Source organism: Dermacoccus sp. MPR-E5 (assembly GCF_058809565.1).
In genome coordinates, this window is record NZ_JBXASS010000030.1 from 1 (window position 1) to 11,364 (window position 11,364).

Below are 11,364 nucleotides of genomic sequence, written 5' to 3' on the forward strand. Positions count from 1 at the left end.
GGGCATGGTGCACATCCTCTCCTGCGGCACCGAACGGCACCACAGAGTCGATGTCACCTATCCGTGCAGCAGTCCCGGCAGCTATGGAGGTCAGATGGGGTTGACATGTTCTTCGTGGCTGGCTGGTTCGCACTGGATGGTGGCATGGGTGACGTGGTACTCCTCGGCGAGCAACGCGGTGACCCGGTCGAGGACGGCGTGTAGCTCGGCGTCGTCGGCCAGCACCACGTGCCCGGTGGCGGTGTCCAGTCCGGAGGTGACGGTCCAGATGTGCAAGTCGTGCACGTCCGCGACGCCCGGCAGCGCCCTGATCCGGGCCTCGACCTCGCCCACGTCGAGTCCGGGCGGGGCGACCTCCATCAAGATTCTCAAGGCTTGCGCGATGAGTTTCCATGTCCGGGGGAGGATGAACAAGCCGATCGCGGCCCCGATCAGGGGGTCCGCGTAGCGCCAGCCGGTGGTGAAGATGATGATGGCGGCGACGATGACACCCACCGAGCCGAGCATGTCGGAGAACACCTCGAGGTAGGCGCCCTTGACGTTGAGGGATTCCTTAGCCCCGGCCATCAACAGCCGAAAGCTGATCAGGTTGACGATCAGACCCACCACTGCCACGGCCAGCATCGGCAGCCCTGGGACGTCGGGTGGGGAGGAGAATCTTTGCCAGGCTTCGTACAGCACGTACCCGGCCACTCCGAACAGCAGCACCCCGTTGGTCAGGGCAGCGAGGACCTCGAGTCGGTAGGTGCCGAAGGTGCGCTGCGGGTTCCCGGAGGCTTGGGCCAGGGTGATCGCGGCCAACGCCATCCCCAGGCCGAGGACGTCGGTGCCCATGTGTGCGGCATCCGACAGCAGAGCCAGGGAGCCGGTGGTCAAGCCCACGGTGAGTTCGACGAGCATGTAGGCCGCGGTCAGGCCGAAGGCGATCAGTAGGGGTGTGCGGTGTCGGGCCCCGGCGGTGGCTGCGCTGGCGTGGCTGTGGCCGTGGTCGTGTCCCATCCCTCAGACCCCCGGGGTGCCGTGGACGGCGTGGTCGAGGTGCTCACGCGTGACGTCGAGGAGAAGGCGTACGTGACTATCCGCGAGGCGGTAGCGGACCATCCGGCCGTCGCGGCGATTGGTGACGACGCCTGCAGTGCGGAGCAGTCGCAGTCCGTGGGACAGCGCGGAGGGGGACATGTCGACCATCTCTGCCAGGTCGCACACGCAGGTCTCGCCTGCCTCCAGCAACGCGAACAGCACCCGCACCCTGCCTGGATCGGATAGCAGCGCGAACGCGTCCGCGATCCGGCTCGACTCCGCTGGGGTGACCAGAAGAGGCCTCGTGGCCTCCACTCGGCCTTCGTCGACTTGGGTCGAGGTGCAGGCATCGAGGCCCACCACCTGGGCATCTTGGGATCGGGTCACGGGAACTCCTGAACAGTTGAACGAGTTGTCATATGTACAGTAGTCGACGTTGGATCCGACCGACCCCCACAAGGAGTCTGAAGCAATGACAACCGAGCTGACCTGCCCCAAATGTCACGGCGCGATGCGTAGTTACGAGCGCAACGGCATTCAGATCGACCAGTGCACCGAGTGTCGCGGTGTCTTCCTCGACCGCGGTGAGCTGGAGCAGCTGATCGATGCCGAGGCGGCCTACACCCAGGCCGCCCAGCAGGGCCGCGGCGCCCCGGTCCCCGGGCCGCCCGCCCAGGCGAACCAGCCTCCGGGTTACGGCTGGGACCAAGGCGGACACCATGGCAAGCCCCAGTACGGCGGACACCACGGCAAGCGGAAGAAGGGCTTCCTCGGCGAGCTCTTCGACTGACGCGCCGCGAGGACCGCGCCGCGCGGCGTTGACCCGCTGCGGGCCCGACCCCGATATCGTCGGGCAAGGCGAGCGTCGCAATCGCCGCGGTGCGGGCAGGCGCCCTCGGCCGACCTCCCATCGGGTGCCTGTGGCTCCCGTCGCAAGCGCCCGGCAGCCGTCAGGTCAGCCACCGAAACAGTTCCCACCTGCAACCGGCACGGGCCAGGGGACAGAACAACGAAAGGCAAGACAGCAGATGTCTTCGAAGGGTCGCAAGGACCACACACAGCGGGCCGCGCGGGTCCAGCAACTGCGGCGTGAGCAGAAGCGCAAGGAGCGTCGGCGTGCTCTGCTGATCTACTCCGTCACCGCAGCCGCGGTGCTGCTCATCGTCGGCGGCGTCGCCGTCAGCCTGATCCGCACCGAGGCGAACAAGCCCGACCTGGCGGCCGTGAAGAGCTACAAGGTCACCCCCGAGCACGTGCAGACCCCGGTTACGTATGCGCAGACTCCGCCCGCGGGCGGAAAGCACAACCCCATCTGGCTCAACTGCGCCACCTATCCCACCCCGGTGCCCAACGAGAACGCGGTGCACTCGATGGAGCACGGAGCCGTCTGGGTCACGTATCGACCCGATCTGCCGGCCGCTCAGGTCGCGACTCTGAAGGCCGCGATCCCGAGCACCTACGCGGTGCTCTCGCCGTTTCCCGGGCTGAAGGCTCCGGTCGTCGCCTCGGCGTGGGGTAAACAGCTCTCCCTCGACGGTGCGGACGATCCCCGTCTCGCGGCCTTCATCCGGGAGTACCGGCAGGGTGCTCAAGCGCCCGAGAGCGGCGCCGCGTGCACCGGCGGCTCCGACGGCACCCTGCCACTGAACGCCGGCGGCGGTATGCCCGCACCATCCCCGACCACGCAGCCCTGATCGGGGGATCTCGATGACCAAAGAACCGTCTCTGCCAGAGGATCTTGCGGAGTACGCCGAAGTTGCCGCTCGCCCCCGCCCCGACCGACACCGTCCTTGGTTGCCGGTGGTGGCGGTGCTGCTGGTAGTCGGCTTGGTGGTGGTCGGCGGGGTCGGGTACCTCGTGGGCCGTCCTGCCTCGCCACCGGCCGATGACAGTCCCGAGGCTGGATTTGCCCGGGACATGCAGGTCCACCACGCCCAGGCCGTTGAGATGTCCCTGATCGTGCGGGAGAAGAGCGCTGACCCGGGCCTGCGGGCGATGGCCTACGACGTGATCACCAGCCAGCAGCAGCAGATCGGCCAGATGTACGCCTGGCTGGACGGCTGGGGACTCCCGCAGACCTCCCCCCGTACGTCGATGGCGTGGATGTCGGGGATGGATCATGCCGGGATGGCTGGCATGCCGTCCGGATCCGGCTCGATGACGATGTTGCCGGACGGTCGGATGCCCGGGATGGCATCGGCCGCGGATCTGGCGCGGCTGAAAGCTGCGAGCGGTCGGGCCGCCGAGGTCCTATGGCTGCAGCTGATGATCCCGCATCACCAGGCCGGGGTAATGATGGCCGAGGCAGTGATCCAGAAATCCGATGATCCCCAGGTAGTCAAGCTGGCCAATGCCATCCGCACCGCCCAGCTCGCCGAGATCGACCAGATGCGCCAGATGCTCAAGGAACGCGACGGGGTCGAGAGGAGCTCGTGAAACCGGCGCTCCAACTGCTGGCCGCCGACGCGCTCGCCACCATCCACCTCACGGGGGCCGCACCGCCCGCAAAGCACACGCCGAGCTGGAATCGTCAGACCCGCCGGCCCGCGACGTACACACGCGGGTGCCGGCCCGGGTTGTGCTGCGGGTCGAAGGCCCGATCTCGCCGATCATTCCATCTGGTGGCTTTCGACGTTGGTTCGACGGATGCAAAGTCTGGTTGACTTTCGGCTCCTCCTACACTGCCCGAGTGTCCCCTCGAACCTACGCGCAGTTGTTCCGGATCGTCGCCACGGCCGAGGCCATCTCGTGGGCGGGTCTGCTGACCGGCATGTACTTCAAGTACCTCACGGATGCGGGGGACCTCGGGGTACGGATCTTCGGACCCATCCACGGCGGCATCTTCGTCGCGTATGTGCTGATCACATTCCTGGTCTCACGCGCGCTCGGATGGGGTCGTTGGACCACCCTGGTGGGGCTGGCGTGTTCGGTGCCGCCCTTCGCCACACTGGCGTTCGAGGTGTGGGCGCAACGAAGTGGCCAGCTTATGACGCCCACGACTGGTTCCCCCGACGAGCCCCTCCCCCGCCGAGCGACTACCGGCGGTCGCGTCTGAGCCACGGGCACGCGGGTTCGGCGACCTGATCGTTGCCGGAGCACGATCAGGCAGCAGCCCACCAGCCCTGTGCTCGAGGGCGGCCGGCACCTGAACGGCGAGCCGAGGTAGCCGGTGACGAGCGCATCTACTCGAACGACTGAGCGCGCCCGGGGCTGCGCTTGAGGAGCATTCTAGACTTGTGAAACATTTCACAAGTAGCGCTATGGGTGACCGGTTCGCGGCTGTGCGCACGTACCGTCGGGACCGTGGTCACCCGCGACGCGCTGCTCCAGGTACTTACTGCCGACCCTGCCGGGTTGCTGCCGGCGCGCGAGCAGATGGCGATGACCTTGGGATGGCACATCATCCTGGCCTGCTTCGGGGTGGCGTTCCCCGCGATGATCCTGGTGATGCACTCGCGGGGGATCCGCCGCGACGACCAGGTGGCACTGGGCCTGGCGCAGCGCTGGTCGAAGGTAGCGGCGGTCTTGTTTGCCATCGGTGCGGTCTCCGGCACCGTGTTGAGTTTCGAGATGGGGCTGCTGTGGCCCGGTCTGATGGGTCGCTTCGGCGACGTGTTGGGGTTGCCGTTCGCCGTCGAGGGGCTGGCCTTCTTCGTTGAGGCGATCTTTCTCGGCATCTACCTCTACGGCTGGGGCCGGATGCCCCCGAATCGGCACGTTCTGATGTTGATTCCGATGGCCATCTCGGGGGTCGTCGGCACGTTCAGCGTGATCGCGGTCAATGCCTGGATGAACAACCCCACGGGTTTCCGGATGGTCAACGGTGAAGTCACCGACGTCCAGCCGTGGCGTGCGTTCTTCAACGACGGGGTCTGGGGCCAGTTCGCGCATATGTGGGTGGGCGCGTTCATGGTCGTGGGCTTCCTGGTCTCGGGTGTGTACGCGGTGGGCATGCTCCGCGGCCGCGTCGATGCGCACCACCGGCTCGGGTTCAGCGTCCCGTTCGTCTTCGCTAGCGCGGCAGCGCTGGTGCAGCCCTTCATCGGGCACCTGCTGGGGCTACGGCTCGGTGGCACCCAACCCTCGAAGCTGGCGGCGTTCGAGCTCGCGACCACGACCGAGAGCCCGTCCCCTTTGCGTCTGGGCGGTGTCCTGGTCGATGGTCAGGTCCGGGGGGCGATCGACATCCCGCTGCTCGGATCGATCATCTCTCGCAACTCTTTCACCACCCCGGTCCAGGGCCTGGATACGATCCCGGTCGCAGACCAGCCGCCGGTGAACATTGCCCACTTGGCTTTTCAGTCGATGGTCGGGATCGGCACCCTGCTGGCGCTGGCCGTGGTGCTGTTCTGGTGGACTCGCTGGCGCGATCGTGACCTGCTCGAGAACCGCTGGTTCCTGCGGTTCTCCGCGGCGGCGGGTCCGCTCGCGATCATCGCTCTGGAGGCCGGGTGGATCGCGACGGAGGTGGGTCGGCAGCCGTGGACGGTGTTCGGCGTGCTGCGCACCACCGAGGCGGCGGGCAGCAACTCCGGATTGTGGTGGCTGTTCGGGGTCACGTTCCTGGTGTACGCCGCCATGACGGTGGGCGCCTACGTCGTGCTCCGGTCGATGGCGCGCCGCTGGCGCTCGGGTGAGCTGGACCTGCCCAGCCCCTACGGACCGCAAGCGCGACTCTCCGACACTCAGAGAACCGACCGATGACCCTCGCGCTGGCCGCTGCCGCCGCGCTCTTCGTGGGCGTGCTGGCCTACTCGCTGTTCGGCGGCGCCGACTTCGGCTCCGGATTCTTCGACCTGACCGCGGGTGGCTCCGCGTCGGGAGCCGAGCTGCGCACCCTCATCGACCACAGCATCGGGCCGGTATGGGAGGCGAACCACGTGTGGCTGATCTTCTGCCTGGTGACCTGGTGGACTGCGTTCCCAGTCTCGTTCGCGGCCATGATGAGCACCCTGATCATCCCGCTGCTGCTGGCATTGCTCGGGATCGTCCTGCGCGGAGCCTCGTTCGCCTTCCGCAAGTACGCCGCCACCCTCGCCCAGGCACGGCTGTTCGGCGCGTTCTTCGCTGCCTCCTCGCTGATCACACCGTTCTTCTTCGGTTGTGTCGCGGGGGCGATCGCGTCGGGCCGGGTGCCGGCGACCGGACGCGGCCCGCTGATCGACTCCTGGGTCAACCCCACCTCGATCTTCGGGGGCCTCATCGCGGTCGGCACCTGCACCTTCCTGGCCGGGGTGTTCCTCGTGGCCGACGCCGCCCGCGCCAGTGCATTCGTGCTCACGGCACAGCTACGGATCCGGTCCCTGGCCGTGGGCGTCACGACCGGGCTGATCGTGTTCGTCGCTCTGGTGCCCATCAAGCACGACGCCCCGACTCTCTACGCCGGTCTGACCGGGAAGGCGGCACCCCTGATCGGCATCTCGGCCGTGGCGGGTCTCGCCACACTGGTGCTCCTGGTCGCGCGCCGCTTCCCGGCGGCGCGCCTCACCGCGGTGCTTGCCGGCGCGGCGGTGGTACTCGGCTGGGGCATAGCCCAGTACCCCTGGCTACTCGTCGACCAAGTCAGCATTGCCGATGCCGCCGGGTCACCAGCCACACTCGCCGCACTGCTCGGCGTCGTCGTCCTAGCCGCGATCATCGTCGTCCCCGCGATGGCGTACCTGTACTCACTCACACAGTCCGAGCCGTGGACGAAGTCAGAATCCTGATTCACCGTAGGACATGACTCGTCAGAGCCAGTCGAGTGGTCGCCCGGGCGAGGTCCCGCGGCGCGGCGGAGACCGTTGAATACGGAGGCCAGGTTCTCAGTGACGGCGATAGCGGCGCAGTTGCTCCTTCGTCACGAGCCTCAAATGACCCCACCGACCTCGTCGAGTGAAGGCAACCTCGCTCCGTACAGGCTTCCAGTTCCAAGGCAGCACCCACCTCAGCTTCGCGTGGACCAGGTTCACAAGGCACTTCATGCGCTGGGTCGAGCCTGCGAGACGCCAATGCTCAGTCGGAAGTCTGAATAGATTCGGTTGCCGCTCGATGTTATCGAAAGGTTTGCCGCTGACTACCCCAGCGGTGGCTTCAAGATGGACGACGAGCCAGGGTCCACCCTGGCCCTCATGGTGGTGGTCTGGCACGAGCTCAGGCCGTGCGCCCCGGCGAACGTGCCTGAGATCGAAAGACTATTGCCCGCGAAGTATCGCGGGGGCTAGGACGACCACCTTTCGCTCCAGGGCCCACGCCCCCGCTGCACGGTGAAGCGTCCTTCATAAGACGACGATGTCCCTGTCGCGACTAATTGGAGAATCGGTAGGTCAAGATCCATTGGTTGCCGCCGCCCTGAGGCGACCGAGGGGCTGGGCACAGGAACCCGGTCGAGACGATGGCCGGATGCCTTTAGGGCTACGACCGTCCTTGAAGGCATCGAGACCGCTGCGGGCTTGACAGCTCTGCGGGAAGTGGCCTTCATTCGCGCTAAGGATACCTCCTCGTAAAGCCCAAACTCTGGTCCCCGCGAATGACCAAGGTCGACGACCGCGGATCCGCCCGGACTGAATCGCCCCGGGGCACACCAGAGCCTCTACTGGCTATGTCAACTTCATCCGGCCCCGGGATGACGGCCCCACGTGGCCCCATCTGGCGCTAGATCAGCGGTAGCGCAGGGCGCTCGGGAATGCGCTCTGGGAGGCTGGTGATCATGAGTGCTGAACCGTCTCTTGTGCCCGAACTGGCCGTGACCGACTGCAGCGTGTCCGTCCGGTTCTGGTGTGACCTGCTGGGCTTCGCCGTGCTTTACCGCAGGCCGAGGAGGGCTTCGCCTACCTCGCGCTCTCGGCGGCGCTCACCTCATGCTCGACCAGGCCGACATCGGCAGGACGTGGCGAACGGCGCCCTTCGACCTTCCCTTGGGGCGCGGGATCAACTTCCAGATCTCCGTGCCCGATGTTGCCGTGCAACTCAGGCAGCTCCGTGAGGCGGCCTGGCCCTTGTTCATGGAGCCGGAAGTGAAGTGGTACCGCCTCAGTCCGAGCGAGTAGGCGGGTGTTCGCCAGTTCCTCGTGCAGGACCCCGACGGCTACCTGGTGCGCCTCCAGATGTCGTTGGGACACCGAATGTTGGAGCAGTGACCCAACGCGGCAGGAGAGCGTGTCGGCCGGGCGCATTATGCCAGCTGACGGGCTGAGCGCCTGGGCCCTTGAGCGCGGGCCTCTCTCGGCTTCGTTCGGTAGGCTCCTGGCTGTGACGACGCCCTTGCCCGACATCGCCCCCGCGAGTGACGAACGATCAACCCTGACGTCATTCCTCGACTTCCAGCGCAGTGTCGCGCGCCGTAAGACTGAGGGCTTGGACGACCAGCAGCTGCGCACCCGCTTGGCCGGGCATCCATCGATGATGAGCATCGGCGCGATCATCAAGCACCTGGCCAGCTGCGAGACATGGTGGGCCCGCGGCTGTTTCGCCGGGCAGGATGTCGGGGAGCTGGACGAGCCGTGGCGCTCGGGCTGGCAGCAGGCTGAGGGTGACTGGGAGTGGGAAGCGGACGCCGACTCGGGCAAAGACCTGCGTGCGTGGTTCGACAAGGCCATCGCTAACGCGAACAGCACCTACTCGGCTGCCCCGACACTAGATGAGCTCAGCGTCCGGGCCTGGGGGGCGCCCACCCCGGCGCACGTCAACCTGCGTTGGATTCTCGTTCACCTCATCGAGGAGTACGCCCGCCACCTGGGCCACCTCGATCTCCTGCGCGAACAGATCGACGGCAACACCGGAGACTGAATGGCGAGATGAGGTCAGTGATCTCGTCGCGGCAGAAGCGGATGTTGGCGCGTCACTGCTCCCGTCCGGAGCTGATCCAGCGGGGATCGTCGGAGATGTTGCGATCACCGTGCACGGTGCGTGCGATGTGGTCCAGGAGGTCCATCTGGGTCGGCGTGAGGTCGATGTCTGCACTGCCGAGGTTCTCGATCATGCGGGATGCCGTGCGTGAACCTGGGATCGGGACGCAGGCGACTCGGAACTGCTCTGCCTTCTGCAGCAGCCACGCCAGGGAGATCTGGGCGTTGGTGGCTCCGATCTCGGCGGCAACGCGGGTGACGATCGCGAGAGCCTGCTGGTTGGCATCCCACCCGGCCCCCATGCGTTCGGTGCGGCCGCGGAGGTCGGTCGCGATCTGCGCGGGGGTGAGGGTGCCGGTGAGGAAGCCTCGTCCCAAGGGGCTGTAGGGCACGAATCCGATCCCGAGTTCCGCGCAGGCCGGGACCACGTGAGCCTCGACATCACGCGACCACAGGCTCCATTCGGACTGGACGGCCGTGATCGCGGCCGTCGCGTGGGCTCGACGCAGTTCGTCCGCGGTGACCTCTGACAGGCCGAGGTGACGTACCTTGCCCTGGGTCACGAGCTGCGCCATGGCGCCCACGGTCTCCTCGATGGGGATGTCGGGGTCGGTGCGGTGCAGGTAGTACAGGTCGATGGTCTCGACGTCGAGGCGGCGCAGCGACGCGTCGCAGGCTTGGGACACGTACTCGGGACGTCCGTCGGTGGACTTCTGCCCTCGGTGGTCCTCACCAAGGGTGATGCCGGTGATGCCGAACTTTGTGGCCAGCTGCACTCCGTCGCGGCGGCGGGCGAGCAGGGGTGCGAGCATCTCCTCGTTCGTCCCGGCTGGGCCGCTGCTGCCGGCACGGGGCTCCCCGTAGACGTCGGCCGTGTCCAGGAACGTGATGCCCGCGTCTATCGACTCGTCGAGGGTCCGGCGGGCCTGGGCGTCGGTGGTGCCGCCGTAGATGTGACTCAGGGCCATGCAGCCGAACCCGATCGGGGACGCGGTGAGGGTGCCGAGGGTGGTCATGGTGTCGGGCCTTCCTGGTAGGTGGCGATCTTGTATTCGGTCGCCGCGAGGGCCAGTTGGAGTTGGCCGATCTGGCGGCGCAGGGTGTCGCGGTGTTCGAGCATGAGGTCGAGTCGTTGGGGGATGGTCTGTCGTCCCGTGTCGACCAGGTTCAGGTACTCCTTGAGGTCGGCGATCGTCATTCCTGCGGTGCGCATGCGCGTGATGAACATCAGGCGGCGGATGGCGGGTGAGTCGTAGCGGCGGTGCCCGACGTCGTCTCTGGCGACGGCGACCATGCCAATGCGTTCGTAGTAGCGCAGCGTGTGGACGGTGACGTCCAGGTGGTCGGCTGCTTCGGCGATGTCCCACCACGTCGTGGGGTCGTCGCGAACGAGATCTTTCAGTGCCTCGACCGAGATCCCGCCGGGTGGGTCGGTGGCGAGGCGGAGGGCCTGTTCCAGCTCGAGGTTCATGTCGGTGACGCTACGGCTTCGAGCGCGCTCGAACGCAACACCCGCTTGCGGAGACCTCCGGTGCCGCATTCGCAAGGAAGGTCCGCACATCGGCAAAGTAGTGATGTCACGCGCCTGTTGCGGGGGTCCGGTGCCGGGCTCGGGTGTGGGCGAGGCGGTAGGAGTTGGTGCCTGTTTCGATGATGGTGGCGTTGTAGGTGAGGCGGTCGACGATCGCTGCGCACAGGCGGGGGTCGGTGAAGGTGTCGGTCCAGGCGGAGAAGGACTGGTTGGAGGCGATCGCGATGGCGTTCTTCTCCTCGCGTTCGGTGAGGACTTGGAACAGCAGCTCGGCGCCGCGCCGGTCGAGTTCCATGTAGCCGAGTTCGTCAATCACGAGGAGATCGACGCGGCCGTAGCGGTTGATGGTCTTGGTGAGTTGTTTCTCGTCGGCGGCTTCGACGAGCTCGTTCACCAGGCGGGTGGCGAGGGTGTAGCGGACGCGGTAGCCCTGCTCGGCGGCGGCGGTGCCGAGTGCGATGAGCAGGTGGGATTTGCCGGTGCCGGAGTCCCCGATCAGGCACAGCGGGTCACCGCGGCGGATCCAGTCGCCGGTGGCGAGCTCGTTGATGGTGGCGGGGTTGATGTTGGGGTTCGCGGTGAAGTCGAAGTCGGCAAGCCATTTCTCGCGGGGGAAGCCGGCGCTCTTGATGCGGCGCAGGGTGGAGCGGCGGTCGCGGTCGTCGACCTCGGCCAGGAGGAGTTCGGCGAGGAAGCCCTGGTAGGTGAGTTGTTCCTTGGTGGCGACCGCGACGGCGTCGTCGACGACGGCGCGGATGGTGGGCAGCCGGAGCCGGCGGCAGGCCTGGTCGATCGCGGCCTGCGCGGCCTGTTCGGTCAGGCCCTGACGACGACGAAGACCGGTCGGGCGGGTGCTGGTGGTGGTCATGGGGTTCCTGTCTTGGGTGCGGTGGTGGCGGGATCCGTGGCCGGTTGGCGACGTCGCAACAGCTCGTCGTAGGCGGTGACGGTGGGCAGGGGTCGAGTGTCCTCGGGTAGGTGCGCGAT

General features: G+C 66.9%; 12 protein-coding genes. 7 read left to right on the top strand and 5 right to left on the bottom strand.

The annotated features are described in order from the left end of the window. Positions 1 to 90: 90 nt before the first annotated feature. Positions 91 to 999 (bottom strand): cation diffusion facilitator family transporter, encoded by a 909-nt coding sequence (locus AC1RS9_RS14240; protein ID WP_006945553.1) that lies wholly within the window; start codon positions 997 to 999, stop codon positions 91 to 93. Positions 1,000 to 1,002: 3 nt separating this feature from the next. Continuing rightward, positions 1,003 to 1,407 (bottom strand): ArsR/SmtB family transcription factor, encoded by a 405-nt coding sequence (locus AC1RS9_RS14245; protein WP_231729517.1) that lies wholly within the window; start codon positions 1,405 to 1,407, stop codon positions 1,003 to 1,005. An 85-nt stretch (positions 1,408 to 1,492) separates the two neighbouring features. Here AC1RS9_RS14245 and AC1RS9_RS14250 point away from each other — a divergent pair, with 85 nt between their 5' ends. From AC1RS9_RS14250 to AC1RS9_RS14280, 7 genes are all read left to right on the top strand, one after another. Beyond that, positions 1,493 to 1,810 (top strand): TFIIB-type zinc ribbon-containing protein, encoded by a 318-nt coding sequence (locus tag AC1RS9_RS14250; RefSeq protein ID WP_040014676.1) that lies wholly within the window; start codon positions 1,493 to 1,495, stop codon positions 1,808 to 1,810. A 238-nt stretch (positions 1,811 to 2,048) separates the two neighbouring features. Beyond that, a complete protein-coding gene (locus tag AC1RS9_RS14255; RefSeq protein ID WP_006945497.1) occupies positions 2,049 to 2,714 on the top strand; it encodes a thioredoxin-like domain-containing protein in 666 nt (221 codons plus the stop codon). Between the two features lie 13 nt (positions 2,715 to 2,727). Further along, positions 2,728 to 3,456, top strand: a complete 729-nt coding sequence (locus AC1RS9_RS14260; RefSeq protein WP_492921946.1) for a DUF305 domain-containing protein — start codon at positions 2,728 to 2,730, stop codon at positions 3,454 to 3,456. 253 nt (positions 3,457 to 3,709) lie between these two features. Next, positions 3,710 to 4,075 (top strand): DUF3817 domain-containing protein, encoded by a 366-nt coding sequence (locus AC1RS9_RS14265; protein ID WP_040014686.1) that lies wholly within the window; start codon positions 3,710 to 3,712, stop codon positions 4,073 to 4,075. 248 nt (positions 4,076 to 4,323) lie between these two features. After that, complete coding sequence (locus AC1RS9_RS14270; protein ID WP_006945486.1) at positions 4,324 to 5,724, top strand: cytochrome ubiquinol oxidase subunit I; 1,401 nt, start codon at positions 4,324 to 4,326, stop codon at positions 5,722 to 5,724. Continuing rightward, complete coding sequence (locus AC1RS9_RS14275) at positions 5,721 to 6,728, top strand: cytochrome d ubiquinol oxidase subunit II (protein ID WP_006945483.1); 1,008 nt, start codon at positions 5,721 to 5,723, stop codon at positions 6,726 to 6,728. The genes AC1RS9_RS14270 and AC1RS9_RS14275 overlap by 4 nt, the downstream gene beginning before the upstream one ends. A gap of 1,522 nt (positions 6,729 to 8,250) precedes the next feature. After that, positions 8,251 to 8,787, top strand: a complete 537-nt coding sequence (locus AC1RS9_RS14280) for a DinB family protein (protein WP_006945548.1) — start codon at positions 8,251 to 8,253, stop codon at positions 8,785 to 8,787. 52 nt (positions 8,788 to 8,839) lie between these two features. Here the strand turns inward: AC1RS9_RS14280 and AC1RS9_RS14285 are convergent, their stop codons facing one another. The 3 genes from AC1RS9_RS14285 to istB form a co-directional block, all read right to left on the bottom strand. Beyond that, positions 8,840 to 9,862: an aldo/keto reductase gene (locus AC1RS9_RS14285; RefSeq protein ID WP_006945543.1), complete on the bottom strand. Its 1,023-nt coding sequence runs from the start codon at positions 9,860 to 9,862 to the stop codon at positions 8,840 to 8,842. Continuing rightward, the gene (locus AC1RS9_RS14290) at positions 9,859 to 10,317 is read right to left on the bottom strand and encodes a MerR family transcriptional regulator (protein ID WP_492921950.1); all 459 of its coding nucleotides are present in this window, start codon (positions 10,315 to 10,317) and stop codon (positions 9,859 to 9,861) included. Before AC1RS9_RS14290 ends, AC1RS9_RS14285 begins: the two co-directional genes overlap by 4 nt. Before the next feature lie 106 nt (positions 10,318 to 10,423). Further along, the gene (gene istB / locus AC1RS9_RS14295; RefSeq protein ID WP_131940676.1) at positions 10,424 to 11,245 is read right to left on the bottom strand and encodes an IS21-like element helper ATPase IstB; all 822 of its coding nucleotides are present in this window, start codon (positions 11,243 to 11,245) and stop codon (positions 10,424 to 10,426) included. Positions 11,246 to 11,364 lie beyond the last annotated feature (119 nt).